Source organism: Enterobacter sp. 198 (assembly GCF_009025585.1).
In the GTDB taxonomy this organism is placed as follows: Bacteria; Pseudomonadota; Gammaproteobacteria; order Enterobacterales; family Enterobacteriaceae; genus Enterobacter; species Enterobacter ludwigii.
In genome coordinates, this window is sequence record NZ_WCIM01000030.1 from 167,252 (window position 1) to 194,153 (window position 26,902).

The 26,902-nt window shown below is 53.5% G+C and carries 24 protein-coding genes and 6 tRNA genes; 14 read left to right on the plus strand and 16 right to left on the minus strand.

The window, feature by feature from the left end; translation table 11 throughout:
* Positions 1–10: 10 nt before the first annotated feature.
* The 3 genes from ptsH to cysZ all read right to left on the minus strand — a co-directional run bounded on the left by ptsH (position 11) and on the right by cysZ (position 2,482).
* Entirely contained in the window at positions 11–268 is a 258-nt protein-coding gene (gene ptsH, locus F8561_RS18995) for a phosphocarrier protein Hpr (RefSeq protein ID WP_000487600.1), read from the minus strand.
* 317 nt (positions 269–585) lie between these two features.
* Entirely contained in the window at positions 586–1,557 is a 972-nt protein-coding gene (gene cysK, locus F8561_RS19005) for a cysteine synthase A (protein WP_020883087.1), read from the minus strand.
* Between the two features lie 163 nt (positions 1,558–1,720).
* Positions 1,721–2,482 (minus strand): sulfate transporter CysZ, encoded by a 762-nt coding sequence (gene cysZ, locus F8561_RS19010; protein ID WP_014171085.1) that lies wholly within the window; start codon positions 2,480–2,482, stop codon positions 1,721–1,723.
* A gap of 230 nt (positions 2,483–2,712) precedes the next feature.
* On the opposite strand from cysZ, the gene zipA reads away from it, so the two are divergent.
* From zipA to F8561_RS19025, 3 genes are all read left to right on the plus strand, one after another.
* On the plus strand, positions 2,713–3,699 hold the full coding sequence (gene zipA, locus F8561_RS19015) for a cell division protein ZipA (protein ID WP_020883089.1): 987 nt from the start codon (positions 2,713–2,715) through the stop codon (positions 3,697–3,699).
* A gap of 69 nt (positions 3,700–3,768) precedes the next feature.
* On the plus strand, positions 3,769–5,784 hold the full coding sequence (gene ligA / locus F8561_RS19020; protein ID WP_151887785.1) for an NAD-dependent DNA ligase LigA: 2,016 nt from the start codon (positions 3,769–3,771) through the stop codon (positions 5,782–5,784).
* 1 nt (position 5,785) lies between these two features.
* Positions 5,786–6,001 carry a DUF3820 family protein gene (locus F8561_RS19025; RefSeq protein ID WP_014171082.1) on the plus strand — a complete coding sequence of 72 codons (216 nt, stop codon included), beginning with the start codon at positions 5,786–5,788 and terminating at the stop codon, positions 5,999–6,001.
* Here F8561_RS19025 and F8561_RS19030 read toward each other — a convergent pair.
* On the minus strand, positions 5,998–6,993 hold the full coding sequence (locus F8561_RS19030; protein ID WP_014171081.1) for a bile acid:sodium symporter family protein: 996 nt from the start codon (positions 6,991–6,993) through the stop codon (positions 5,998–6,000). The genes F8561_RS19025 and F8561_RS19030 overlap by 4 nt on opposite strands.
* Before the next feature lie 89 nt (positions 6,994–7,082).
* On the opposite strand from F8561_RS19030, the gene F8561_RS19035 reads away from it, so the two are divergent.
* Positions 7,083–8,024: a LysR family transcriptional regulator gene (locus tag F8561_RS19035; RefSeq protein ID WP_063214677.1), complete on the plus strand. Its 942-nt coding sequence runs from the start codon at positions 7,083–7,085 to the stop codon at positions 8,022–8,024.
* Here the strand turns inward: F8561_RS19035 and F8561_RS19040 are convergent.
* Positions 8,015–8,356 carry a FlxA-like family protein gene (locus F8561_RS19040; protein ID WP_020883093.1) on the minus strand — a complete coding sequence of 114 codons (342 nt, stop codon included), beginning with the start codon at positions 8,354–8,356 and terminating at the stop codon, positions 8,015–8,017. The genes F8561_RS19035 and F8561_RS19040 overlap by 10 nt on opposite strands.
* 207 nt (positions 8,357–8,563) lie before the next feature.
* Between F8561_RS19040 and xapA the strand changes: the two genes are divergently transcribed.
* The 3 genes from xapA to F8561_RS19055 all read left to right on the plus strand — a co-directional run bounded on the left by xapA (position 8,564) and on the right by F8561_RS19055 (position 11,652).
* Positions 8,564–9,388, plus strand: coding sequence for a xanthosine phosphorylase (gene xapA, locus F8561_RS19045; RefSeq protein WP_014171078.1), 825 nt, complete (start codon positions 8,564–8,566; stop codon positions 9,386–9,388).
* Between the two features lie 51 nt (positions 9,389–9,439).
* Positions 9,440–10,696, plus strand: coding sequence for a nucleoside permease (locus F8561_RS19050; protein ID WP_151887786.1), 1,257 nt, complete (start codon positions 9,440–9,442; stop codon positions 10,694–10,696).
* A gap of 68 nt (positions 10,697–10,764) precedes the next feature.
* Positions 10,765–11,652 carry a LysR family transcriptional regulator gene (locus tag F8561_RS19055; RefSeq protein ID WP_020883096.1) on the plus strand — a complete coding sequence of 296 codons (888 nt, stop codon included), beginning with the start codon at positions 10,765–10,767 and terminating at the stop codon, positions 11,650–11,652.
* Positions 11,653–11,845: 193 nt separating this feature from the next.
* Here the strand turns inward: F8561_RS19055 and F8561_RS19060 are convergent.
* The 4 genes from F8561_RS19060 to F8561_RS19075 all read right to left on the minus strand — a co-directional run bounded on the left by F8561_RS19060 (position 11,846) and on the right by F8561_RS19075 (position 12,223).
* Positions 11,846–11,921 (minus strand) — tRNA-Lys (locus F8561_RS19060).
* Positions 11,922–11,925: 4 nt separating this feature from the next.
* A tRNA-Val gene (locus F8561_RS19065) sits at positions 11,926–12,001 on the minus strand.
* Between the two features lie 29 nt (positions 12,002–12,030).
* Positions 12,031–12,106 (minus strand) — tRNA-Val (locus F8561_RS19070).
* A 41-nt stretch (positions 12,107–12,147) separates the two neighbouring features.
* A tRNA-Val gene (locus tag F8561_RS19075) sits at positions 12,148–12,223 on the minus strand.
* 258 nt (positions 12,224–12,481) lie between these two features.
* On the opposite strand from F8561_RS19075, the gene gltX reads away from it, so the two are divergent.
* Positions 12,482–13,897 (plus strand): glutamate--tRNA ligase, encoded by a 1,416-nt coding sequence (gene gltX, locus F8561_RS19080; RefSeq protein WP_014171074.1) that lies wholly within the window; start codon positions 12,482–12,484, stop codon positions 13,895–13,897.
* A 44-nt stretch (positions 13,898–13,941) separates the two neighbouring features.
* On the opposite strand, the gene F8561_RS19085 is transcribed toward gltX, so the two are convergent.
* Positions 13,942–14,334: a YfeC-like transcriptional regulator gene (locus F8561_RS19085; RefSeq protein ID WP_014171073.1), complete on the minus strand. Its 393-nt coding sequence runs from the start codon at positions 14,332–14,334 to the stop codon at positions 13,942–13,944.
* Position 14,335: 1 nt separating this feature from the next.
* Positions 14,336–14,698 carry a YfeC-like transcriptional regulator gene (locus tag F8561_RS19090; RefSeq protein WP_032680532.1) on the minus strand — a complete coding sequence of 121 codons (363 nt, stop codon included), beginning with the start codon at positions 14,696–14,698 and terminating at the stop codon, positions 14,336–14,338.
* A gap of 217 nt (positions 14,699–14,915) precedes the next feature.
* On the opposite strand from F8561_RS19090, the gene F8561_RS19095 reads away from it, so the two are divergent.
* From F8561_RS19095 to F8561_RS19105, 3 genes are all read left to right on the plus strand, one after another.
* Positions 14,916–14,991: transfer RNA gene (locus F8561_RS19095), tRNA-Ala, on the plus strand.
* Positions 14,992–15,033: 42 nt separating this feature from the next.
* Positions 15,034–15,109: transfer RNA gene (locus tag F8561_RS19100), tRNA-Ala, on the plus strand.
* Between the two features lie 213 nt (positions 15,110–15,322).
* Complete coding sequence (locus F8561_RS19105; protein ID WP_151887787.1) at positions 15,323–17,512, plus strand: EAL domain-containing protein; 2,190 nt, start codon at positions 15,323–15,325, stop codon at positions 17,510–17,512.
* A 44-nt stretch (positions 17,513–17,556) separates the two neighbouring features.
* Here the strand turns inward: F8561_RS19105 and F8561_RS19110 are convergent, their stop codons facing one another.
* The gene (locus F8561_RS19110; RefSeq protein ID WP_014171069.1) at positions 17,557–18,744 is read right to left on the minus strand and encodes a NupC/NupG family nucleoside CNT transporter; all 1,188 of its coding nucleotides are present in this window, start codon (positions 18,742–18,744) and stop codon (positions 17,557–17,559) included.
* Between the two features lie 350 nt (positions 18,745–19,094).
* On the opposite strand from F8561_RS19110, the gene F8561_RS19115 reads away from it, so the two are divergent.
* Positions 19,095–20,333: an Nramp family divalent metal transporter gene (locus tag F8561_RS19115; RefSeq protein WP_020883097.1), complete on the plus strand. Its 1,239-nt coding sequence runs from the start codon at positions 19,095–19,097 to the stop codon at positions 20,331–20,333.
* Between the two features lie 75 nt (positions 20,334–20,408).
* Here the strand turns inward: F8561_RS19115 and F8561_RS19120 are convergent, their stop codons facing one another.
* Both F8561_RS19120 and mgrA read right to left on the minus strand, forming a co-directional pair.
* A complete protein-coding gene (locus F8561_RS19120; RefSeq protein ID WP_014171067.1) occupies positions 20,409–20,756 on the minus strand; it encodes a DUF2502 domain-containing protein in 348 nt (115 codons plus the stop codon).
* 127 nt (positions 20,757–20,883) lie between these two features.
* A complete protein-coding gene (gene mgrA / locus F8561_RS19125; RefSeq protein WP_014171066.1) occupies positions 20,884–21,882 on the minus strand; it encodes an L-glyceraldehyde 3-phosphate reductase in 999 nt (332 codons plus the stop codon).
* Positions 21,883–22,066: 184 nt separating this feature from the next.
* Between mgrA and ipdC the strand changes: the two genes are divergently transcribed.
* On the plus strand, positions 22,067–23,725 hold the full coding sequence (gene ipdC / locus F8561_RS19130; RefSeq protein WP_040018082.1) for an indolepyruvate decarboxylase: 1,659 nt from the start codon (positions 22,067–22,069) through the stop codon (positions 23,723–23,725).
* On the opposite strand, the gene F8561_RS19135 is transcribed toward ipdC, so the two are convergent.
* Entirely contained in the window at positions 23,726–24,961 is a 1,236-nt protein-coding gene (locus tag F8561_RS19135; protein WP_151887788.1) for an ion channel protein, read from the minus strand.
* Between the two features lie 205 nt (positions 24,962–25,166).
* Between F8561_RS19135 and glk the strand changes: the two genes are divergently transcribed.
* Entirely contained in the window at positions 25,167–26,132 is a 966-nt protein-coding gene (gene glk / locus F8561_RS19140; protein WP_014171063.1) for a glucokinase, read from the plus strand.
* Positions 26,133–26,164: 32 nt separating this feature from the next.
* Here glk and F8561_RS19145 read toward each other — a convergent pair whose 3' ends face one another.
* Complete coding sequence (locus F8561_RS19145; RefSeq protein ID WP_025203509.1) at positions 26,165–26,896, minus strand: LytR/AlgR family response regulator transcription factor; 732 nt, start codon at positions 26,894–26,896, stop codon at positions 26,165–26,167.
* Between the last annotated feature and the right edge of the window lie 6 nt (positions 26,897–26,902).

Genomic DNA, 26,902 nt, shown 5'->3' on the forward strand with positions numbered 1-26,902 from the left:
ACCCGGAAACTTACTCGAGCTCAGCCATCAGTTTTACCAGATGCTCAACTGCTTTCTGCTCGTCTTCACCTTCAGCAGAGATGGTGACAACGGTACCCTGAGTCAGACCCAGAGTCTGCAGTTTGAACAGGCTTTTTGCGCTGGCGCTTTTGCCGTTGGAAGTCACAGTGATTTCAGAAGTGAAGCCTTTCGCTTCTTTAACAAACTGAGCAGCAGGGCGGGTGTGCAGACCGTTCGGAGCGGTAATGGTAACTTCTTGCTGGAACATTGTATTTCCCCAACTTATAGGTTTAGTGTTGTGGAACTAAAGTCTAGCCTGGCGACTTAACTTTAGCCTGTATTGTTAGCGCTGACGTTTCGATCGTCATTAAACATTATGCAGCGAAAGCAAGACTTGAACCAAATCATAAAATCGATTCAGCAAGGCTATTTCGTTCACTGATTAATTTCACGCATCAAAATAATTGCTGGTTTAAATACCAGACCCAACGGGGTGAATCAATGCCAGGAGGGGTAAAACTTTGAAGCAGGCCACAAAAAAGCACCCAAAAAGGTGCTTTTTTACGCGTTATTAACATGCTGGCATTACTGTTGCAGTTCTTTTTCAGTGAACAGATCGGCAAACAGTGCGGTGCTCAAGTAACGCTCACCCGATGAAGGCAGGATAACCACAATATTCTTGTTGGTAAAGGCCTCATCTTCCTGAAGTTTGAGCGCTGCCGCAACAGCAGCACCGGAAGAGATGCCCGCCAGAATACCTTCCTCGTCCATCAGACGACGTGCGGTAGAGATAGCTTCTTCGTTGGTGATGGTCACCACTTTATCAATAAGCTTCAGATCCAGGTTGCCCGGAATGAAGCCGGCACCGATACCCTGAATTTTATGTGGGCCGGGTTTGATCTCTTCGCCCGCCAGCGCCTGGGTGATCACCGGTGAGTCGGTTGGTTCCACGGCAACGGTAATCAGGTCTTTTTTACCTTTTGTGCCTTTTATATAGCGCGACACGCCAGTCAGGGTTCCGCCGGTGCCTACACCGGAGATAAATACATCAACCTGACCGTCGGTATCTTCCCAAATCTCCGGGCCGGTGGTCTTTTCGTGAATTTCCGGGTTCGCTGGGTTGCTGAACTGCTGCAGCAGCAGATATTTCGCCGGATCGCTGGCAACAATCTCTTCTGCTTTCTGAATCGCACCCTTCATGCCTTTGGCACCTTCGGTCAGCACCAGGTTCGCGCCCAGCGCTTTCAGCAGTTTGCGACGTTCGATGCTCATGGTTTCAGGCATGGTCAGCGTCAGTTTATAACCGCGCGCCGCCGCAACATAGGCCAGTGCGATACCGGTGTTACCGCTGGTCGGTTCAACCAGCTCAACGCCTGGCTTCAGCACGCCACGTTTTTCAGCATCCCAAATCATATTTGCACCGATACGGCACTTCACGCTGAAGCTCGGGTTACGTGATTCGACCTTCGCCAGAATGCGTCCATTACCGATACGGTTCAGTCGAACCAGGGGCGTATGACCGATAGTCAGCGAGTTGTCTTCATAAATCTTACTCATGGCCTGTCCTTAACTGTATGAAATTGGGATACCGTCCCAGCATACCTGTTGAACAGGTAGGGGGAAGTAAGGAATTCGCATATCTATATACTGCAAGGAAATAATGGGGATCAGTATGGAATAAGGGGCGGCATAAGCCACCCCCTTTTTACACATTTTTGCATTACTTCCATAACGCGTGCTTAGCACGGTAGCAGTCAACCCACATCGCCGTTGCGCCGCAGACGGCGACCGGCATGATGAACAGGTTGAGCACCGGGATCATGGTGAACAGACTGGTCAGCGCCCCGAATTGCATATTCGCGACTTTTTGCGTGCGCAGGGCGCTGCGCATCGTTTTGAACGGCACCTTGTGGTTATCGAACGGATAATCGCAGTACTGGATTGCCAGCATCCAGGCGCTGAACAGGAACCACAGCACCGGCGCCACCGTCTGACCGACGCCAGGGACAAAATAAAGGATAAGCAGCACAATGGCGCGGGGAAGATACCAGGCAAACTTCTGCCATTCGCGCTTCATGATGCGTGGGATATCTTTCATGATCCCCAGCATGCCCGTATCCGGCGGCGTTGCACCGGTAAGACGTGCTTCCAGCTGTTCTGCCAGCAGGCCGTTAAACGGCGCAGCTATCCAGTTTGCAATCGTCGAGAAGAAGTAGCCGAACACCAGCAGCACGGAGATGACCGCAACCGGCCAGAGCAGGTAGTTCAGCCACTGCAGCCAGTCCGGCACATGGCTCATCAGCGAAGGGATCCAGCTCTCCAGTCTGGTGAACAGCCACCAGAACGCGCCGCCCATCAGGATAATGTTAATCAGCAACGGCAGAATGACGTAGCGACGAATCCCCGGCAGTGAGACCAGTTTCCAGCCCTGAGAAAAATACCAGACGCCGCTGCGCGGGGGAGAAGATGATGTTGAAACCATAACCAGGCTGTACTCCTTTTTTCACAACCAGTGGAATTGCCCGCCTATATTATCCACTTACGGACCAATGACCAGTTCGGAAATGTTCGAAAAAACAGCAAAAAGCACGATTTAGTTCATCTTTATGCTGTGAATGCTCTGCACACACTTGCACTTGACGTAAACGGCAAATACTCTTAGTGAGTAAATGTTTGCCGTGGTGGCAAGGTGTTAGAACAACAGAGAATATAATGATGCAGGATTTGCGTCTGATATTAATCATTGTTGGCGCGATCGCCATAATCGCTTTACTGGTACATGGTTTCTGGACCAGCCGTAAAGAGCGTTCCTCTATGTTTCGCGATCGCCCACTGAAGCGCATGAAGTCCAGTCGTGATGACGATGACAGTGAAAATGACATCGACGGAAGCGACGACGACGGAGTGGGTGAAGTTCGTGTTCATCGGGTCAATACTGCGCCCGGCGCGGCTCATGGGGAGCATGAAGCCCCTCGTCAGCCTCCGCAGCACCAGTATCAACCGCCGTATGCTTCTGCACAGCCGCGCCAGCAGGCGCCGCAGCCTGGAGAAGAGCCGGTGCGTCAGCCGCCGCAACAGCCTGTCCATCAGCAGCCTGCTGCGCCACAGCCGGTTCAGCAACAGCCTGTGCAGCAACCTGCGCCACAACAGCCTGCACAGCCGGTACACCAACCGCAGCAGCCTGTTCACGTGCAGCCTGCACCTCAGCCTGCGCCGGCCCCGCTCGTTGAACCAGAGCCCGTGGTTGAGCCAGAACCGGTTGTTGAAAAACCGCAGCGTAAAGAAGCGGTCATCATCATGAACGTGGCTGCGCATCATGGCACCCACCTGAATGGCGATGTCCTGCTTAACAGCATTCAACAGGCAGGCTTCAAGTTTGGCGACATGAATATTTTCCATCGTCACCTGAGTCCTGACGGTAGCGGTCCGGCGCTGTTTAGCCTGGCCAATATGGTTAACCCTGGCACCTTTGACCCGGAAATGACCGGTGATTTCGTGACGCCGGGTGTCACTATCTTCATGCAGGTGCCGTCCTACGGTGATGAACTGCAAAACTTTAAGCTGATGCTGCAGTCCGCACAGCACATTGCTGACGAAGTCGGTGGTGTGGTGCTCGACGATCAGCGTCGTATGATGACGCCGCAGAAACTGCGCGAGTATCAGGACCGCATCCGCGAAGTTAAGGAAGCCAACGCGTAATCATCGCGTTTACATCGACTCCTCCTCAACCCCCGCATGTCGGGGGTTTTTTCTCATTGATGGTGTGATATGGACTCAATCGAACAACAACTCACTGAACTGCGAACCACGCTTCGCCATCATGAATACCTCTATCATGTTATGGACGCGCCGGAAGTGCCGGATGCGGAGTATGACCGTCTGATGCGCGAGCTGCGCGAGCTAGAGGCGCAGCACCCGGAATTGATTACGCCCGACTCACCCACGCAGCGCGTGGGTGCGGAGCCGCTGGGTGCTTTCAGTCAGGTACGTCATGAAGTCCCAATGTTGTCTCTGGATAACGTCTTTGATGAAGAGAGCTTCCTCGCGTTTAACAAGCGCGTGCAGGATCGCCTCAAAAGCAGCAACTCCCTGACCTGGTGCTGCGAGTTGAAGCTGGATGGTCTGGCGGTCAGCCTTCTCTATGAAAACGGTGTGCTGGTGCGTGCCGCGACGCGGGGTGATGGTACGACGGGTGAAGACATTACCACCAACGTACGCACCATCCGTGCGATCCCGCTGAAGCTGCAAGGGGATAATATTCCAGCCCGACTGGAAGTGCGCGGTGAGGTATTCCTCCCGCAGGCGGGCTTCGAGAAAATCAACGAAGAGGCGCGCCGTACCGGCGGGAAAGTCTTTGCTAACCCGCGTAATGCGGCGGCAGGCTCCCTGCGCCAGCTTGATCCCCGTATCACCGCGAAGCGACCGCTTACTTTCTTCTGCTATGGCGTCGGGATTCTGGAAGGCGGTGAACTGCCGGATACCCATCTCGGACGTTTATTGCAGTTTAAAGCGTGGGGCCTGCCGGTGAGTAACCGTGTTCAGCTGTGCGACTCCCCGGAAGCCGTGCTGGCGTTCTACCACAAAGTGGAAGAAGACCGCCCGACGCTTGGTTTTGATATTGATGGCGTGGTTATCAAGGTTAACTCACTTGCGCTGCAGGAGCAGTTAGGCTTTGTGGCGCGCGCGCCTCGCTGGGCAGTGGCGTTTAAATTCCCGGCGCAGGAGCAGATGACCTTTGTCCGTGACGTGGAGTTCCAGGTGGGCCGTACGGGCGCGATTACCCCGGTTGCCCGTCTGGAGCCGGTGCAGGTTGCCGGCGTGCTGGTGCGTAACGCCACGCTGCATAACGCCGATGAAATTGAACGTCTCGGCCTGCGCATTGGTGACAAAGTGGTGATTCGTCGCGCGGGCGATGTTATCCCGCAGGTGGTGAACGTGGTTGAGTCAGAGCGTCCTGACGATACGCGCGCCATCGTGTTCCCGACGCATTGCCCGGTATGCGGATCTGACGTTGAGCGCGTTGAAGGTGAAGCGGTGGCTCGCTGTACGGGTGGCTTAATCTGCGGGGCACAACGTAAAGAGTCACTGAAGCACTTCGTTTCCCGTCGGGCGATGGACGTCGACGGAATGGGCGACAAAATTATCGATCAGCTGGTAGAGAAAGAATATGTTCATACGCCTGCAGATCTCTTTAAACTGACCGCGGGTAAACTCACGGGTCTTGATCGCATGGGACCGAAGTCGGCCCAGAATGTGGTTAATGCCCTGGATGCTGCCAAAGAGACGACTTTTGCCCGATTCCTTTATGCGCTCGGTATTCGCGAAGTGGGTGAAGCCACGGCGGCGGGGCTGGCAGCGTATTTCGGTACGCTGGAAGCCCTGGAGAAGGCGAGTATTGACGAGCTGCAGAGAGTCCCGGACGTGGGGATTGTCGTCGCGACGCATGTCTTCAACTTCTTTGCCGAAGAGAGCAACCGCGAGGTGATCGGCAAGCTGCTGGAAGAGGGCATCAGATGGCCGGCTCCGGTCGTGGTCAACGCTGACGAGATCGACAGCCCGTTTGCAGGCAAAACGGTCGTGCTGACCGGCAGCCTGAGCCAGCTTTCACGTGATGATGCTAAAGCGCGACTGGTTGCGCTGGGCGCAAAAGTGGCAGGCAGCGTGTCGAAGAAAACCGACCTGGTTATTGCCGGGGAAGCCGCCGGTTCGAAGCTTGCTAAAGCTCAGGAGCTGGGCATTGAGGTTATCGACGAAGCAGAAATGATGCGCCTGTTAGGAGAGTAACGTGGAGAAAGAGCAGCTCGTTGAGATCGCCAACACGGAGATGCCATTCGGTAAATATAAAGGCCGCAGGCTGATTGATTTACCGGAAGATTATTTGCTGTGGTTTGCCCGCAAGGATGGGTTCCCGGCTGGACGACTGGGTGAGCTGATGGCTATCACGTTACTGATTAAAACCGAGGGGCTGACGCAGTTGGTTCAGCCCCTGAAACGTCCTTAAGCTTTCGCGGCGCGGGTCTCTTCCTGCGCCTGTTTTTCCGTCTGGCGTTTGTAACGACGCGCCAGCACCGCGCAGACCATCAGCTGGATCTGATGGAAAATCATCAGCGGCAGTACCATCATCCCTATCATTGAGGTCGGGAAGAGAATGTTTGCCATAGGAATGCCGTTCGCCAGGCTCTTCTTCGAGCCACAGAAGACAATGGTGATTTCATCGGCTTTGTTGAAGCCGCACTTGCGGGCCACAAAGACGTTTACGCCAATCACAATCGCCAGCAGAACAAGGCTGACCACCACGATAAACAGCAGCGAGCCTGCGCCCACCTTGTGCCAGATGCCATTCACAACCGCTTCACTGAAGGCCGAATAGACCACCAGCAGAATCGACGACTGGTCGGTTTTTGAGATCCATTTTTTGTGCTTTGCAACAAACGCGCCTGTCCACGGACGAGAGAGATGACCCAGCACAAACGGCAGCAGCAGCTGCAGACAGATTTTACCTACCTGTTCCAGGTTACCTTCCGCACCGTGCATGTTCATCAGCAGACCCACCAGCAGCGGCGAAACGAAAATCCCTAACAGGCTGGATGCCGACGCTGAACAGACTGCGGCTGCGACGTTACCGCCCGCCAGAGAGGTAAACGCGATAGCGGACTGCACGGTGGCCGGCAAAATGCACAGATACAGGAAGCCGGTATAAAGGGCCGGGTCGACATTCACCGGCGCCCACCATGCGAACAGCACGCCCAGTACAGGGAAGAGGATGAACGTGCTGCACATCACCCACAGGTGCAGTCGCCAGTGGCTCCCCCCCGCAATAATGGCTTCGCGCGAGAGCTTTGCGCCGTGCATAAAGAACAACAGCGCGATGGCCGCGGTCGTCAGTCCTTCAAAAAAAGGAACGAACCCGCCCCGTGCGGGGAAGAAGGAGGCCAGTAATACCGTGACAACCAGAGTAAGCGTAAACGGATCAAGAATACGAAATAGTTTCATAATGACTCCTGAAAACAGATATCGCTATTGTGCTTTTTTCTGTTTGAGAAATAAAATTGATTTATTGCATCCATTCATGAATTAAACAGATGAATTATTCCTTACGCCAGCTTCGCATCTTCGTCACCGTAGCCCATGCCCGCAGCTTCAGCCGGGCAGGGGAGATCATCGGCCTGAGCCAGTCCGCGGTAAGCCACAGCGTGAAAGAGCTGGAGAGCCAGACGGGTGTCCGGCTGCTTGATCGCACCACGCGTGAAGTCGTGCTCACGGAAGCCGGACAGCAGCTGGCTCAGCGCCTTGAACGGCTGCTGGACGAACTCAACAGTACGCTCAGAGATGTAGGTCGACTGGGACAGCAGCTGTCGGGTACCGTGCGGGTTGCGGCCAGCCAGACGATATCCGCGCACCTTATCCCGCAGTGTATTGCAGAGGGTAATCATCGCTATCCGGATATCGATTTTGTTTTGCATGACAGGCCGCAGCAGTGGGTGCTGGAGAGCATCCGTCAGGGTGATGTGGATTTTGGTATTGTTATCGATCCCGGTCAGGTGAGTGACCTGGAGTGTGAAATTGTGCTTTCTGAGCCGTTTCTGTTGCTTTGCCGGGACGACGATCCGCTAGCCGCGCAGCCGTCTGTTCACTGGCAGGCGCTGCAGGGAGCGAACCTGGTATTACAGGATTATGCCTCAGGCAGCCGTCCGCTGATTGATTCTGCGCTGGTGACGCAGGGCGTTAAGGCGACCATTGTGCAGGAGATTGGACACCCGGCAACGCTGTTTCCCATGGTGGAGGCCGGCATAGGGATCAGTGTATTACCCGCCCTGGCGCTCCCTTTGCCGCAGGGAAGCCGTCTGGTCGTGAAGCGACTGACGCCTGCTATTGAGCGAAAACTGATGCTGGTACGGCGAAAAAACCGTTCGCTCTCCGGGGCTGCGCAGGCTATCTGGGAAGTGGTGCGTATCCAGGCGCAACGATTAACCGAGGCCCGTATACGCGATCCACTGTTTAACTCAACAGAGCGTCAGACGTAGATGTCTATTTGATGATTGTCTGATGCGTTCTTCGGGCCTTCCACGTTGACCAGACTTTGCTCTTGTTTCTTCTGGGCTTCTTCCGCCTGCTGGCGCTGCAGCTGTGCGAGCTGTGCCTGCAGCACTTTGATTTGCACCTGGATAAGCTCCTGCTGTTTCTTCTTCTCTTCCGCACTGCCGGAACCGTTCGCAACCTCTTTTAGCTGTTGAGTCAGCTTGGTTATCTTGTCAGTGATGCGGCTGATCTGGGCAGCGATATCGTTGCCGCCGGAAGAACGACTCCCGCCACCGCTGGTTTGAATGGGCTGGGTTGTAGCCTGAATGGTCGTCATACTTTTTCCTCTCGCTGTAAAACAGAGGTATCGGCGCCAACGCAATTAGCTTGAGCAAAACTGCCATATCTGGCAGGGAAAGGTATTGATACCAAATCAGTATTGATGGTGCAGAGAAAGTGTATTGGAGGTAACCCGCAGGCTCCAGATATAAGACTAAGGACATGCGATCGGTGATATCGCGATCTTAATTCTCAAGGAGCTTTTATGACCCTCTCGAATAATCCCTGGTTCTCTGCCGACATCATTCGTGCCGCTAAACCTGATTTCACTCCGCGGGTTGCGTTTATTCTCGGCTCAGGTCTTGGCGCGCTCGCCGAGCAGATTGTTGACGCTGTGGTACTGAGCTATGAAAAACTGCCGGGCTTCCCGGTGAGCACCGTTCACGGTCACGCCGGTGAGCTGGTGTTGGGGCATCTTGCCGGTGTTCCGGTCGCCTGTATGAAAGGGCGCGGTCACTTCTATGAGGGCCGCGGCATCGCCGTCATGACCGATGCAATCCGCACCTTCAAACTGCTGGGCTGCGAACTGCTGTTCAGTACCAATGCCGCCGGTTCATTACGTCCGGAGGTTGAACCGGGAAGCCTGGTTGCCCTCAGCGACCACATCAACACCCTGCCGGGTACCCCGATGGTCGGGCTGAACGATGACCGTTTTGGCGACCGTTTTTTCTCGCTGGCCAATGCTTATGACGCAGATTGCCGTGCCCTGCTGCAGACCGTGGCGAGCGAGAAGGGCTTTCCATTGCATGAGGGGGTGTTTGTCTCTTATCCAGGCCCTAACTTCGAAACCGCGGCTGAGATCCGCATGATGCAGATCATCGGCGGAGATGTGGTGGGAATGTCAGTGGTGCCGGAAGTGATCTCGGCGCGCCACTGTGGCCTGAAGGTGGTCGCCGTTTCGGCCATAACCAACCTTGCTGAAGGTCTGAGCGATGTAAAACTCTCGCATGAACAAACGCTTGCCGCCGCCGAACTCTCTCGCCAGAACTTCATCGATCTTATCTGCGGTTTTCTGCGCCAGCTTGCCTGAGCGAAACAACACCGTGGCCCGTGAGGGCCACCCTGCTATAAGGAATCGGGTATGAACATCACGACGCGCTTAAAGATGATGTCCTTTATGCAATATTTTATCTGGGGAAGCTGGCTCGTTACTCTCGGCGCTTACATGATTAACACCCTGGGTTTTTCTGGCTCTGATGTGGGTATGGTCTACAGCTCGAAGGGGCTTGCCGCGATCGTGATGCCCTCGCTGGTGGGCATTATTGCCGATAAGTGGCTGCGGGCAGATCGTGCATATGTGATTTGCCATCTCGTCTGTGCCGTTGCGCTTTGCTATGCCGCGCAGGTCAATGAACCGGGGCTGATGTTCTGGGTCATGCTGGTTAATGCCATGGCCTTTATGCCGACCATTGCGCTATCGAATACCATTTCCTACTCCTGTCTTGAGCAGGCAGGGCTGGACACGGTGACCCATTTTCCAACGGTGCGGGTCTATGGCACGGTAGGCTTCATTGTGGCGATGTGGGCCATAAGCCTGATGGGGGCAGAGTTAACTAACATTCAGCTCTACATTGCTGCTGCCGCGTCGCTGGTGCTGGCAATCTATTCACTGACGTTACCAGCCATTCCGGTGGCGAAGAATAAAACCTCATCGTCGCTGGCAAGCAAACTTGGCCTGAATGCGTTCGTTCTGTTTAAACAGCCCCGAATGGCGGTGTTCTTTTTGTTTGCGATGCTGCTGGGCGCCGTGCTGCAAATCACCAATACTTTCGGTAGCCCCTTTCTGCATGATTTTGCGCGTAATCCGGCGTATGCGGAAAGCTTTATCGTTAAATATCCTTCTATTTTGCTCTCCGTCTCGCAGATGTCAGAGGTGCTGTTCATCCTGACCATTCCTTTCTTCCTCCGACGTTTTGGCATAAAAACCGTGATGCTGATGAGCATGGTGGCCTGGATGCTGCGGTTTGGACTCTTTGCGTATGGCGATCCTTCCGCGACAGGCGTCGGGCTGTTGATGCTGTCAATGCTGGTCTATGGTTGCGCGTTCGACTTCTTCAACATCTCCGGCTCGGTGTTTGTCGAACAGGAGGTAAGCGCTGATATCCGCGCCAGCGCGCAAGGGCTGTTTATGACGACCGTTAACGGTATCGGTGCTTATTTCGGATCGGTATTGAGCGGCGCGGCGGTAGATTATTTCTCCGTGGATGGGGTGAAAGACTGGCAGACCATCTGGCTGGTATTTGCGGCGTATGCGTTGGTGCTCGCCGTAGTGTTTTATTTCAGCTTTAACTATCGCCACACCAGTAAAAACAGCGAGTTGCGCACAGTTGCGCATTAAAGTTTTCCCGGCAGGCGGTGAAAGGCTTTAAGGTGGGAGCATAAGTGTTATCGCCAGGATATGTGTTGATGGAACGCGTCTACCGAACCGACCTCAAGCTGCTGCGCTATTTTCTGGCCGTCGCTGAGGAACTTCATTTTGGACGGGCTGCGGCCCGTCTCAATATGTCGCAGCCGCCGTTGAGCCTGCATATAAAAGAGCTGGAAAGTCAGCTCGGTACCTTACTGTTTATTCGCCACTCACGAAGCGTCGCCTTGACCCATGCGGGTAAAGTATTGATGGAAGAGTCCCGTCGACTGCTTGCCAGCGCAAACCAGGCACTGGCGCGGGTCGAACAAATTGGACGGGGTGAGGCGGGGCGGATTGCGCTGGGCATTGTCGGTACCGCCATGTGGAGCGAAGTGCGCACGGTCATGCGCACATTTTTGAAAGAGCATCCGAACGTTGATGTCGTCTTTCGCGAAAAGTCGCCGGTAATGCAAATGGCGCTGCTGGAGCGTCGGGAGCTGGATGTCGGGATCTGGCGAATGGCAACCGAGCCCACCGCAGGGTTTACCAGTATCCGCTTACGGGATGCGGCATTTCTGGTTGCGCTGCCGGAGGATCACCGGCTGGTGGGGGAAAGCGCAATTGCGCTCACCGAACTGCAGAATGAGTACTTTGTAACTATGCCGTCTGCGCATTCTGACTGGTCGTTCTTACAGCGAGTGTGTCAGCAGGCCGGTTTTTCACCGATGATAGTGCGTGAAGCCGATGAACCACAGACGGTGCTGGCAATGATCAGCATGGGAATGGGGATTACGTTAGCTGCTGACAGCTATGCGCAAATGCAGTGGCCCGGTGTAGTATTTCGTCCATTACAGGTACGTATACCGGCAGATTTGTATGTGGTGTATGACGAGAAGCAGGCGACACCGGCGATTAAGTCGTTGATAGCAACGTTGACGGAAGAGTGATGTTATACCGCAGATAGCAAAAAAGCGCCTTTAGGGCGCTTTTTTACATTGGTGGGTCGTGCAGGATGACTCGCTTCGGGCCGTCGCCGTAAACGGCTCCGTTGCCTCACTGCGTTCGGCTCGGACCTGCTGCAGGTTCGAATCATCCATACCGCAGATAGCAAAAAAGCGCCTTTAGGGCGCTTTTTTACATTGGTGGGTCGTGCAGGATTCGAACCTGCGACCAATTGATTAAAAGTCAACTGCTCTACCAACTGAGCTAACGACCCGAAATGGTGGGCGATGACGGGCTCGAACCGCCGACCCCCTCCGTGTAAAGGAGATGCTCTACCAACTGAGCTAATCGCCCATTTCGGAACTGCTGCGATAAGGTGAGAATGGTGGGCGATGACGGGCTCGAACCGCCGACCCCCTCCGTGTAAAGGAGATGCTCTACCAACTGAGCTAATCGCCCAATCTCAATACTTATCTACACTGCGAGTCTACTTAAGTAGATGGTGGGTGATGACGGGCTCGAACCGCCGACCCCCTCCGTGTAAAGGAGATGCTCTACCAACTGAGCTAATCACCCCCGCTGTGTGGAGTCGCATTATAGGGAGAGTTGAAAATGAGTCAACGCATTTTCTAAAGTTTTTATTCGTTCGTCGTAAAATTAAACAAAACGATCGCGAAACGGGCGATGACGCATGATTTCTAAACAAAAATCGCAAACTCCCTCACGATAAAGGGATCAACATTGAGGAATCCCCCCACAGTGATAGAATATTGCCCATTGTTTTTTTCCCAGGATTTGCCGATTGCCGGCATCTTTATAACGTAAGGCCATTTCATGAAAATCAAAACTCGCTTCGCGCCGAGCCCGACAGGCTATCTGCACGTCGGTGGTGCACGTACCGCTCTCTATTCCTGGCTTTTTGCACGCCACAACAAAGGTGAGTTCGTACTGCGTATTGAAGACACCGATCTTGAGCGCTCCACGCCGGAAGCAATTGAAGCCATTATGGATGGTATGAACTGGCTGAATCTGGAGTGGGACGAAGGCCCGTATTTCCAGACCAAACGTTTTGACCGCTACAACGCCGTGATTGATGAGATGCTGGTCGCGGGTACAGCGTATAAATGCTATTGCTCCAAAGAACGCCTTGATGCGCTGCGTGAAGATCAGATGGCGAAGGGTGAAAAACCGCGTTATGACGGCCGCTGCCGCCATGACCATAGCGAGCATGCAGCTGATGAACCGTGCGTGGTGCGTTTTGCTAACCCGCAGGACGGCTCGGTAATTTTTGACGACCAGATCCGTGGCCCGATCGAATTCAGCAACCAGGAGCTGGACGATCTGATCATCCGCCGCACCGACGGTTCCCCAACCTATAACTTCTGCGTTGTGGTTGACGACTGGGATATGGAAATCACGCATGTTATCCGTGGCGAAGACCATATCAACAACACCCCACGTCAAATCAACATCCTGAAAGCGCTGAACGCCCCTGTTCCGGTTTATGCGCACGTGTCCATGATCAATGGCGACGACGGCAAAAAACTGTCTAAACGCCACGGTGCAGTCAGCGTCATGCAGTATCGCGACGACGGCTATCTGCCGGAAGCGCTTCTGAACTATCTGGTGCGTCTGGGCTGGTCCAGCGGCGATCAGGAGATCTTTAGCCGTGAAGAGATGATCAATCTGTTCTCTCTGGGCGCGGTGAGCAAATCTGCGAGCGCGTTTAACACTGATAAGCTGCTCTGGCTGAACCACCACTACATCAATACCATGCAGCCGGAATATGTGGCGACATACCTGCAGTGGCACATCGAGCAGGCAAATATTGATACTCGTACTGGCCCTGAACTGGCGGAACTGGTGAAACTGCTCGGCGAGCGTTGCAAAACACTGAAAGAGATCGCTGAAAGCTGCCGCTACTTCTATGAAGAGTTTGACGAGTTCGACGCGGACGCGGCGAAGAAGCACCTGCGTCCGGTTGCGCGTCAGCCACTCGAAGTGGTGCGTGACAAACTGGCGGCGATGACTGACTGGACTGCCGAGAATGTGCATCATGCCATTCAGGCGACGGCAGATGAGCTGGAAGTTGGTATGGGCAAAGTGGGTATGCCACTGCGTGTGGCAGTAACCGGTGCGGGTCAGTCTCCGGCACTCGATGTTACCGTTCATGCCATTGGTAAATCACGCAGCGTAGCGCGCATTAACAAGGCGCTGGATTTTATTACTGAGCGCGAAAACCAGCAGTAATAACGCCTGAACCATGAAAAACGGCAGGGAGACCTGCCGTTTTTTTATGCATTAAATTCAGCAATGCCGAGACGTGCAAGAAAGCCGCGAATCCCTTCACGCTTTAGTAAGGCATCCAGACGCTCCTGCTCAAGGTGCGTCATATTCTCCAGCGTCTCGATGATCCCAGGACGCAAAGTAGAGGAGGGGTCACTGTACAACGATGTCACCTCCGCCAGATGGTACACCGCCTGACGGTTACGGACAGCCGGGAGGCTCATGATGTGCTCCTTCACGCGGGCATCAATGTGAATCAGCCGTGCACGTCCGCCTTTCACCCCATTGACGCCCTCGGTTTTCCATCCCTGCTGGCGTATCCAGCGGTTCACCGTTTGCCGTGCAACACCCAAATTTTCTGCCAGCTCTTCGGTGGTCATTTTGCTACGGAATCTTTTCATATCAGTTCTGGTCGCGTATCCCTAAACGTTGCAACAATCCGGTAATCCCTTCCCGCAGTAACAGTGATGTCATCTGCCTTTGCTCTTCCGGCGTCATTTCATTTGCCAGCGTCAGGAGCAGGGAGTGAAGCGAGCCATCATGGCTGGCACTTTCTGGTATCTCAGCCGTTTCACTTGCCCGGCGCGCGCTGCGGATAAACTCACGCACTTTTTCATTAACGTGCACCAGACGCGCTTTGCCGCCCTGGACTCCTGGTTTTGGCGATGTAATCCAACCCTCTTTGCGTACCCATTTATTGATGGTCTGGCGGCTATAGCCAGTGAGCAGGGCTAACTCTTCTGGCGTCATTCGTTCCTTGATCATGCAATTTCCTGAATATTCGTGGGGTTAATTAACGGCTCATTTTATAGCACCGTTTTAGAGGAAAATGTGACAGGCTTAACTCATGACTGCGAGCAGACTCGCAAAGTGATTCATTTGCATGATTTTTCGGCGATTGAACCACCGTCATTGATTTTGCCGTTGACACTCCGCAGCGGAATTCATATTATGCCGCCCGTCAACATGACAGCTTTACGATGGGGCTATAGCTCAGCTGGGAGAGCGCTTGCATGGCATGCAAGAGGTCAGCGGTTCGATCCCGCTTAGCTCCACCACACTCTGAACCCAACAGAGTGCGGTCAGTAAAGTCAACATGTGGGGCTATAGCTCAGCTGGGAGAGCGCTTGCATGGCATGCAAGAGGTCAGCGGTTCGATCCCGCTTAGCTCCACCAAAATTTGAACCCTCGTCGAAAGACGGGGGTTTTTTTATGCTTTTGTAAAACTCTTCACCCTAATTTGTTGCTGAAATAGAGGTGTTTTTGTACCTCACCTCAATCAAAATCAATAAAGCGGTCTATAAATAGACTTCAACTTGATTCGCGCAATTAATAAACCTATTATCCATCCGGTCAATGATACGAATGGAAAATAGATTATCTAACTTAATGAATAGAAAAACTTACAATAATGTAAAGATATTTATAACTGCCCTGGCGCTTTGCCTGGTTGCGGTGCCATTCTCCCGTTATATCTCTCCGCGCGCTGTTGTTAATGGTCATGACGTATATTTAGCATGGCTGCCTTTAAGCGTAATGCTGGCGGTTATTCTGGTATTTGGGCGTCGGGCGGTTATTCCTGTTCTGTTAAGTTTTACTATCACTAATATATTCAGCATTGATTTAGCACCGCTACAATATTCAGTTTTATTGTTCTGTCAGACGTTCTCGGTGTTTGCGGGGTGCGGCATCCTCAGGATCATACTGGGCAAGCGCTGGCGCTACTGCGTGCCGAACAAGCATATTGGGTTACGGATATTTTGGCTCGGCTTTATGGTACCGATAGGCATAAAAGTGTCGATGTACCTGGCAGGTTATTTGTTCCATTTCCCGGTTACTATCTCAACCTTCTTCGGTGAAGGTACCGCAATTTATAACGTAGTCGATATACAAAGTCTGATCTGCGCGGCGTTGATATTTACCATGATGTTCTATTACCCGTTAAGAATGATAATTAATCCACGTTATGCCATCACCTTCTGGCGACGCAGTGTGAAGCCCGTGTTTTTTCAAAAGAAATCGCTATATATATTAGTCTGGCTGATGCTTTTAATCGTCATCCTCGCAATTTTATGTGCTCCTTTTGAGTCACCTATTATTGCGGGCTATTTAATGCCAGTGATTTTTATTCTCTTTACGTTAGGGATCAGTCGCCTGAGCTACGCGCTCATTTCTCTTTTCTGGGCGGCATCCGCACTTCTGCTGTTGACCTATAACTATAATTTCCTCAATGGCGTGGAGTCAGGCCATTCGCTCTCCTTTATTTTGTCTGTCCTTATCTCTTTCGCCATCTGTTTGCTCTACATGTCGCGGATTTATCAGCGCAGCGAGTGGCTGAAGCAGGACTGGCAGGACAGGGCGCTAACCGATCCGCTGACCGGTTTACCGAACATTCGTGCACTGGAAGATTTTTTGCAGGACCACCCTGATGCCAAAGTGTGCTGTCTGCGAATGGACAACCTCGAGTTCTTGAGTCGTCACTACGGCATTCTTATGCGGGTGCATTGCAAACGGATGGTGACCACCTCGCTGCAACCATTTTTGCAAAAAGATGAGCGGCTTTTCCAGCTCCCGGGCAGCGAACTGGTGCTGGTATTGCTGGGGCCGGGAACCGCTGAGCGCCTGCAGCATATGGTCGATCAGCTGAACAGCCGTAAGATTGTCTGGAACAACACCGGGCTGGATATTGAATTTGGCGCTTCCTGGGGAATGGTTGAAAACGGTGAGAAGTTACACCATACGCTGGGGCAGCTCAGCTGGCTGGCTGAGCAATCTTGCGGAGCGCATAATGTACTGGCGCTCACCAATAGCCTCGAGGTGGCATCAGGACAAACAACCGAGCGGGTTTTGATGTTAGCGCGCATTAAACATGCTCTGGATGCCGGACAGTTTCATTTATACGCCCAGCCAATCCAGAAGGCAGATGGTAGCGGGTATTATGAAATACTGGCGCGCATGGAAAGCGAGGGCGAGATCATCACCCCAGACCGCTTTATACCGCTGATTGCCCAGTTTAACCTGAGCCACCGCTTCGACATGTGCGTGATGGAAAAATTACTGGTGTGGCTGCGCGATCATCCAGCGACGCATGCCGGAGTGCGTTTTTCTGTCAATCTGATGCCCCTGACGTTGATGCAAAAAGAGGTGGCCATCGAGATTTGCTCGCTCTTTGAACGCTATGGGGTTGCACCACAGGCGGTGGTGATTGAGATCACCGAAGAGCAGGCTTTCTCTAATTCGGGCAGCAGTATCAAAAACATTCAGCAGTTGCGGGACTGCGGTTTCCGGATCGCGATTGATGATTTCGGCACCGGATATGCCAACTACGAACGTCTCAGACGTTTGCAGGCGGACATCATCAAAATTGACGGGTGCTTTGTGAAAGATATCTGTACCGACGATATGGATGCGATGATCGTGCAGTCGATTTGCAACCTGGCGAAGACGAAATCGCTGAGTGTGGTGGCCGAATATGTTGAAACGCCGGAACAGCGGGAGAAGCTGCTTCACTTCGGGGTCGACTATCTGCAGGGTTACCTGATTGGCAAACCCAAACCGCTTAATGAATTACGGACATAAAAAAACCGGGAGCTGAGCTCCCGGTTTTTATTTCGCTGCAGGTGTTACAGTACTAGTGCCGCAATAGAGGCAGACAGTACGCTCACCAGCGTAGAACCGTAAACCAGCTTCAGACCGAAGCGAGAAACCACGTTACCCTGTTCTTCATTCAGACCTTTAATCGCACCGGCGATAATACCGATGGAAGAGAAGTTAGCGAAGGAGACTAGGAACACGGACAGGATGCCTTCCGCGCGTGGCGAGAGCGTGCTGGCAATTTTCTGCAGATCCATCATCGCAACGAATTCGTTAGAGACCAGTTTAGTCGCCATGATACTGCCTACCTGCAGCGCTTCATGTGCAGGAACACCCATCACCCAGGCAACCGGGTAGAAGATGTAGCCCAGAATGCCCTGGAAGGAGATACCCAGAACCGCTGCGAACAGGGCGTTCAGAGCAGAAATCAGGGCAATAAAGCCGATCAGCATCGCCGCAACGATAATCGCCACTTTGAAACCAGCAAGAATGTACTCACCCAGCATTTCGAAGAAGCTCTGACCTTCATGCAGATTTGCCATCTGCAGGTTCTCTTCGCCTTCGTCAACACGGTACGGGTTGATCAGAGAGAGAACGATAAAGGTACTGAACATGTTCAAGACCAGCGCGGCAACCACGTATTTAGGTTCCAGCATCGTCATATACGCACCCACGATAGACATGGAGACGGTAGACATTGCGGTGGCTGCCATGGTGTACATGCGGTTGCGGGACATCTTACCGAGGATGTCTTTATAGGCGATGAAGTTCTCAGACTGACCCAGGATCAGGGAGCTGACGGCGTTGAACGATTCCAGTTTACCCATGCCGTTAACTTTGGAGAGTACGGTACCAATGGCGCGGATAACGACAGGCAGAACACGAATGTGTTGCAGAATACCGATCAGCGCAGAGATGAAGACGATAGGGCACAGTACCTTCAGGAAGAAGAACGCCAGACCTTCGTCGTTCATTTTACCGAAGACAAAGTTCGTCCCTTCGTTGGCGAATCCGAGCAGTTTTTCGAACATTTCGGAGAAGCCTTTTACGAAGCCAAGCCCCACGTTGGAGTTCAGGAAGAACCACGCGAGCAAAACTTCAATAACGAGAAGCTGAACAACAAAGCGGATGCGGATTTTTTTACGGTCATGGCTGACCAGTAACGCAAGCGCAGTAACGACAACGAGTGCCAGGACAAAATGAAGGACGCGGTCCATATTTGCTCCAAATATGAGGCAGGTTTAATTTTCGTGCACATTCTATGTAACAAGCGAAAAGAAAACGAGATCAAGGACACACTATAGTTACATCCTGTGACGAGTCTCAAAATTAGTGATCCACAATACATTTTTGTTATGTTAGGTAAATGCGTGAAAAGTTAAGTTTGTGTGCTAGTCTTCACAAAAGCGTGCGCGATTGCAGGTTTTGTTAGATCGCCCCACCTTACCCGCCCGTCTATTGTTCAAAGCTATCAGAGAAATCACTATAAACTCACTAAATGATCTTGATAATCATTCTCATTTTGATAGCATTAAACATAGCAAAGGCTATATTTCCAGAGGCAGAAATGACAAACAGTCGCGTAGAGGGTAGCAGTGGCAGAGCAGCGCGCAAGTTGCGGTTCGCGTTAATGGGACCTGCGTTCATTGCTGCCATCGGCTATATCGATCCAGGTAACTTTGCGACCAATATTCAGGCCGGGGCCAGCTTCGGCTATAAGCTGCTCTGGGTGGTCGTGTGGGCTAACCTGATGGCCATGTTGATTCAGATGCTGTCCGCGAAGCTGGGGATTGCTACGGGCAAAAACCTGGCTGAACAAATTCGCGATCATTATCCGCGTCCGGCGGTATGGCTTTACTGGGTTCAGGCGGAAATTATCGCCATGGCAACTGACCTCGCCGAATTCATCGGGGCCGCGATTGGTTTTAAATTGATCCTCGGCGTCTCGCTGCTTCAGGGCGCGGTGCTCACCGGGATTGCCACTTTCCTGATCCTGATGCTGCAGCGTCGCGGTCAAAAACCGCTGGAAAAAGTTATCGGTGGGCTGCTGCTGTTTGTGGCGGCGGCCTATATCGTCGAGCTGATTTTCTCTCAGCCGAATCTGGCACAGCTCAGCAAAGGGATGATTATCCCGAGCCTGCCAACCTCTGAAGCGGTGTTCCTGGCCGCCGGGGTGCTGGGCGCAACCATCATGCCGCATGTCATTTACCTGCATTCCTCGCTGACTCAGCACCTGCACGGCGGGACGCGCAAAGAGCGTTACTCTGCGACGAAATGGGATGTGGCGATCGCCATGACCATTGCCGGTTTTGTGAACCTGGCGATGATGGCGACCGCTGCCGCCGCTTTCCATTTTAACGGTCACACCGGTATTGCCGATCTCGACCAGGCATACCTTACGCTGGAGCCGTTACTGAGCCACGCTGCTGCCACGATATTCGGGCTCAGCCTGGTGGCGGCCGGTCTCTCGTCAACGGTTGTGGGGACGCTGGCAGGGCAGGTGGTGATGCAGGGCTTTGTCCGTTTCCACATTCCGCTTTGGGTTCGTCGCTCCGTGACCATGCTGCCCTCCTTTGTTGTGATTCTGATGGGGCTGGATCCCACGAGAATTCTGGTCATGAGCCAGGTACTGCTGAGTTTTGGTATCGCGCTTGCACTGGTGCCGCTGCTGATCTTTACCAGTGACAAAAGCCTGATGGGCGAACTGGTGAACAGCACGCTGGTGAAACGAACCGGTTGGGTCATTGTGGCGGTAGTGGTGTCGTTGAACCTGTGGCTCCTGGTCGGCACTGCACTGGGGTTATAGCGTCGCGTTGAACGAAAGAAAAAGGAGCCGGGAGGCTCCTTTTTGCATTACTGATGATGCATTAGTGATGACGCATTAGTGATGATGGCCGTGACCACCGTGTCCTCTGCCACCGTGACCCCAGCCACCGCGGCGGTCGTCACGATCGTTCCAGCCTTCACGGTAACCACGCTCATAGGCGTTGTTTTTGTACCAGCCGCGATGCAGGCCATTATCATGTCTGCGCCAGCGGTCGCCGCGCCACTCATAGTGACGGTTCCAGTAATCACGGTCGCGCCAGTAGCCACCGTCCCAGTATCTGCCGTAGTCGTCACGATCGCCAATTTGTAATTTAACTGATGGCAACAGGGTGATTTCGCCCGCAGTGGCGATCAGCGGGGCCGAAGCCAGTAATACCGCTGCAAGAATCAGTGACCTGAACATACTCTTTCTCCTTCACGATCGGGGCCTTTGTGGGGCCTGTTAACGCAATATTACGAGTTGGTAAAGGCTCGTTTCATCGCCTCAACTCCTAATTCATGAATGAGAGCACTTTTTGCTAAAAGTGATTTTATTTTGAGCTGTTCAGGATCCCATCAATGATTGCCAGTTCTTCCGCCGAGAAATGGCGGTTTTCCAGCATTGCCACGGCATCGTCAATCTGGGCAGTTTTACTGGCCCCAATCAGGACTGACGTTACCGACTCGTGGCGTAAAATCCACGCCAGCGCCATCTGTGACAGTTTCTGGCCGCGGTTTTCCGCCAGCGCGTTCAGTTGACGAACCTTCTCCAGCTTCTCTTCGGTGATCTGATCGGGGTTAAGGAACTTACTGCCGCTTGCCGCACGCGAGTCTGCAGGAATACCGTTCAGGTAGCGGTTAGTCAGCTGTCCCCCCGCCAGCGGCGAGAAGGGAATGCAGCCGACGCCTTTTTCCTGTAGCACGTCCAGCAGGCCTTCCTCTGGCGCACGTTCAAACATCGAATATTTCGGCTGGTGGATCAGACACGGCGTCCCAAGGTCATTCAGGATATCGATAGCCTTGCGGGCCTGTTCTGCAGGGTAATTTGATAACCCGACGTAAAGTGCTTTTCCCTGTCGCACCACATGGTCAAGCGCTTTCATGGTTTCCAGCAGTGGCGTTTGTGGGTCAGGACGGTGATGATAGAAGATATCCACATATTCCAGCCCCATACGCTTCAGGCTTTGATCCAGGCTGGCAACCAGATATTTGCGTGACCCCCAGTCGCCGTAGGGGCCATCCCACATGGTATAACCCGCTTTGGTCGAGATGATCAGCTCGTCGCGCCATGGCAGGAAATCTTCCTGCAAAATGCGACCGAAATTACGTTCGGCTGAGCCGGGAGGAGGACCGTAATTATTGGCAAGGTCGAAATGCGTAATACCCAGATCGAACGCGCGTTGTAAAAGTTGACGGCTATTTTCGACAAGCGTGGCGTCGCCAAAATTGTGCCACAACCCGAGTGAGATGGCGGGCAACCTGAGTCCGCTTTGCCCGCAGCGGCGATACTGCATTGTCTGATAACGATTTTTGTCCGGCTGGTAACTCATTCTGATGCCCTCTGGTGCTGAAAGGAAAAATCAGTGTATACGTTTACATTAACGTGAAAAAAAAGAGCATAGCGCAGCCTTTTTTGTAAAGCATTCTTTCCATGCCCTTCTTACGACCAATTCTGGACAGCCATCACGCTTCTTTAATACTCAAAGTGAGGTCAACGTCAGAAGGACACCTGTTATGCGAACCCCATACTGCGTCGCCGATTACCTGCTGGACCGTCTTACAGATTGTGGTGCCGATCATCTGTTTGGTGTGCCGGGCGACTATAACCTGCAGTTTCTCGACCACGTAATAGACAGCCCGGATATTTGTTGGGTGGGCTGTGCCAATGAGCTGAACGCATCCTATGCCGCTGACGGATACGCCCGATGTAAGGGCTTTGCCGCGCTGCTGACCACATTCGGCGTTGGGGAGTTAAGTGCCATGAACGGCATTGCCGGCAGCTATGCCGAGCATGTCCCGGTTTTACATATTGTGGGGGCGCCGGGTACGGCGGCACAGCAAAGGGGAGAGTTGCTGCATCATACGTTGGGGGATGGGGAGTTCCGTCACTTTTATCATATGAGCGAGCCGATCACCGTCGCACAGGCGGTCCTTACCGAACAAAATGCCTGTTATGAAATCGACCGTGTGCTGACAACCATGCTTCGGGAACGTCGCCCCGGTTATCTGATGTTACCAGCCGATGTGGCAAAAAAAGCCGCCACGCCGCCTGTAAACGCTCTCACTCATAAGCAGGCTCATGCCGATAGCGCCTGCCTGAAAGCGTTCCGGGATGCTGCTGAGAACAAACTGGCGATGAGCAAACGTACCGCGCTGCTGGCTGACTTCCTTGTTCTGCGCCATGGCCTGAAGCATGCGCTACAGAAGTGGGTGAAAGAGGTACCGATGGCCCATGCCACCATGCTGATGGGGAAAGGGATATTCGACGAGCGTCAGGCGGGTTTTTACGGTACATACAGTGGTTCAGCCAGCACCGGTGCGGTAAAAGAGGCGATTGAAGGGGCTGACACGGTATTGTGTGTTGGCACGCGTTTTACCGATACCCTGACGGCCGGGTTCACGCACCAGCTTACCCCGGCGCAAACCATTGAAGTCCAGCCGCATGCCGCACGCGTCGGGGATGTCTGGTTTACCGGCATCCCAATGAACCAGGCGATTGAGACGCTGGTCGAACTCTGCAAACAGCACGTGCATGCTGGCCTTATGTCGTCATCATCCGGCGCAATACCGTTCCCGCAGCCGGACGGTTCGCTTACCCAGGAGAATTTCTGGAGAACGTTGCAAACCTTTATTCGCCCGGGGGACATTATCCTTGCCGACCAGGGAACATCGGCCTTCGGCGCGATTGATCTGCGTTTACCGGCTGATGTGAACTTTATCGTCCAGCCGCTGTGGGGCTCGATTGGTTACACGCTGGCGGCGGCGTTTGGTGCACAAACCGCATGCCCGAACCGGCGCGTGATTGTGCTGACGGGGGATGGCGCGGCCCAGCTCACCATTCAGGAACTAGGCTCGATGCTGCGTGATAAACAGCACCCCATTATTCTGGTGCTCAACAACGAAGGTTACACGGTTGAGAGGGCTATCCACGGGGCGGAGCAGCGGTATAACGACATTGCTTTGTGGAACTGGACGCACATTCCGCAGGCGTTGAGCCTCGATCCTCAGTCTGAGTGCTGGCGGGTCAGTGAAGCGGAACAGCTGGCGGACGTACTTGAAAAAGTGGCGCACCACGAGCGGCTCTCGTTGATTGAGGTGATGCTCCCGAAAGCGGATATCCCGCCGCTGCTCGGGGCGCTTACCAAGGCTCTGGAAGCGCGTAATAACGCCTGATTACTTGTCGTTTCGCCAGGCCATCATCATCGGTTTGCCCGCCAGCAGGAGCCAGGCGGGCAACATCACGATACAGAGCAGGGGGAAGAGCGTTGAATCCGGCACCACTATCGCCGCCATAAACAGGCTCAGCCACGCATCGCGCGTCACCACCAGCACCAGCCCCAGAATTGAGCAAGAGACCGTTATCGCTGCCGGCACCGCATCCACATGTTCATGCAGCATCAGCCCCAACGCCACGCCGATAAACACCGCCGGGAAGATACGCCCACCGCGGAACCCACATGCTGCAGCTACCACCAGCGCCGCCAGTTTAACCAGCGCAAACAGCAGGTAATCAGACACGCTGAACACCTGGCTGAAAGCCAACTGCTGCATTTCATCAAGGCCTTTAAACAGCGTTACCGTTCCGCCGATAGCCCCTAATACGCCCAGCATCAGACCACCCGCCCCCAGAATCAGCACCGGGTGCTTCAGCCGGTGCATCAGACGGTGCAGGCGCGGAAGGCACCATACCGCAATCATCCCGAGTGCAATGGCGATCGCGACGACGATGGCACCGCTGAAAATATCGGCAATATGCATCTGGCCGTAGTGGGGCAGAGAGAGTGAGAAATGAGGATGGAAAAACAGACTGGTCGTGAGCGCACCAGCCGCAGCGGCCATCAGCGGCGCAAAGAGTTTATCCCAGAGCGGGACGTCGTTATTGCTGGTAAGCGTCTGAGAAAAAATAAGGGCGGCGGCAACGGGCGTGCCGAAAAGCGCCCCGATGGTGCCTGCAGAGGCGAGGATGGTCCAGTCCAGCGCACCGACCCGGGGTAAAATGCGCGAACCGAGAAAGACCGCCATACCAATGTTTACCGCCATGATGGGGTGTTCAGGACCAAGGCTGACACCGCCCGCCAGACCCAGGATCAACGCGATAATCAGCCCCGGCAGCGCCGAGGGGGGAACGGGCGCACCGATCAGTGGCTCAAGCGCCGGATCCGGCCCGGCGTGCCCGGGGCTAAAGCGGATCACCAGACCCACCGCAACGCCGGTGAGCGTCAGCATCAACATGATCCATCCCGGCGAATCCACGCTGACGCCCAGTTGTGCAGGAAGCGCCGTCCATAACATCGCCTGCAACACCGACGCGACTTTCATCACGACAATGAGCACCAGACTTGAGGCAACGCCAATGATCAGCGCCGGTATTGCCAGTAAGAGCATGGTTCTGGCTCGCGGATGGAGCATGATGATTTCCTTGTACAAAACGCTATTACGTTACTTTGCACAATCAGCTTTATGGCAATAGTGCAAAAGGTGCTGAAACGGTAAAGTTATTCTGTGACGAAGATCGATAATCCACGGGCATTCACCTTCCGGTCGTTGTTGTTATCACGCCTTGAACTTACAGTGTCCCAAAGATTTATTCTGACTTTAGCGGAGCAGTAGAAGAATGACAAAGTATGCTTTGGTAGGCGATGTGGGCGGCACGAATGCTCGCCTTGCCCTATGCGATGTAAATAGCGGTGAAATTTCCCGGGCGAAAACCTATTCAGGGCTGGATTATCCAAGTCTTGAGGCCGTTGTTCGGGTCTATCTTGAAGAGCAACAGGTGAGCATCGAAGACGGATGTATCGCCATTGCCTGCCCGATTACCGGTGACTGGGTGGCGATGACCAACCATGTCTGGGCATTTTCCATCGCTGAGATGAAAAAAAACCTTGGTTTTTCGCATCTTGAAATCATCAATGACTTTACTGCCGTGTCCATGGCGATCCCGATGCTGAAGCCAGAGCATCTGATTCAATTTGGCGGTACAGCGCCAGTAGAAGGTAAGCCGATTGCGGTCTACGGTGCCGGTACCGGTCTTGGCGTTTCACATCTGGTTCACGTCGACCAGCGCTGGGTAAGCCTGCCGGGTGAGGGCGGTCACGTGGACTTTGCGCCCAACAGCGAAGAAGAGGGCATTATCCTCGAAGAGCTGCGCGCTGAAATCGGCCACGTCTCCGCCGAGCGCGTGCTTTCCGGTCCGGGGCTGGTGAATCTGTACCGTGCGATTGTAAAATCAGACGGCCGTCTGCCGGAAAATCTGCAGCCAAAAGATGTGACCGAGCGCGCGCTGGCGGACAGCTGCATCGACTGTCGCCGTGCGCTGTCGCTGTTCTGTGTGATCATGGGACGGTTTGGCGGCAACCTGGCGCTGACGCTGGGTACCTTCGGGGGAGTCTATATCGCGGGCGGGATCGTACCGCGTTTCCTCGACTTCTTTACAGCCTCAGGCTTCCGCGGTGCGTTTGAAGACAAAGGTCGCTTCAGAAGCTATGTGCAGGACATCCCTGTGTACCTGATTGTGCACGATAATCCAGGCCTGCTTGGCTCGGGCGCGCACCTGCGTCAGGTACTGGGTCAAATCCTCTGACAACTATCCCTCTCCTGCGGGAGAGGGGATTTTTACAGATGCATCAGCTGGCGGAACTCTTTCACCTTGCTGCGACTCACCGGGACCTGAAAATCAAGATCCTTCAGACGCAAAATATAGGTGTTGTTAAACCACGGTTCGATCTCGCGGATCTTGTTTAGATTGACGCAAAACGAACGGTGACAGCGGAAAAAGTGCGCCGCCGGCAGTTTGTTGCAAAACTCGGTGATGTTCATTGCCATCACGTATGATTCACGCCGTGTATAGACAAACGTCATCTTCTCGTGCGCTTCGGCATAGTAGATATCGTCGATAGGCGTCACGATGATGCGTTCATCCTTGACCAGGTTTATGGTGTCGTTTTCACGTATCGCCGGGCTTGCGTTAGCAGGCGTGGCCTGTTGTTGCCATGCGGCTTCCAGCTTTTGCAGCATGCTGACAATACGCGATTCCTGGTAAGGCTTCAGAATATAGTCAAACGCTTCAAGTTCGAAGGCTTCTACGGCGTGCTCTTTCCATGCGGTGACGAAAACAATAAACGGCTTATGAGCAAACTGATTAATATTTTGCGCCAGTAATACACCGTCCAGTGATGGAATGTTGATATCCAGAAAAATGGCGTCGACCCGGTTATGCTGCAAGAACTTGAGCACGTCCAGACCATCCTCAAAGGTACCCACAATCTCCATCTGGCTGTGCGTTTTGATAAGCCAGCTCAGCTCCTGTTGAGCCAGAATTTCATCTTCCACGATGATGACTTTCATTGATTA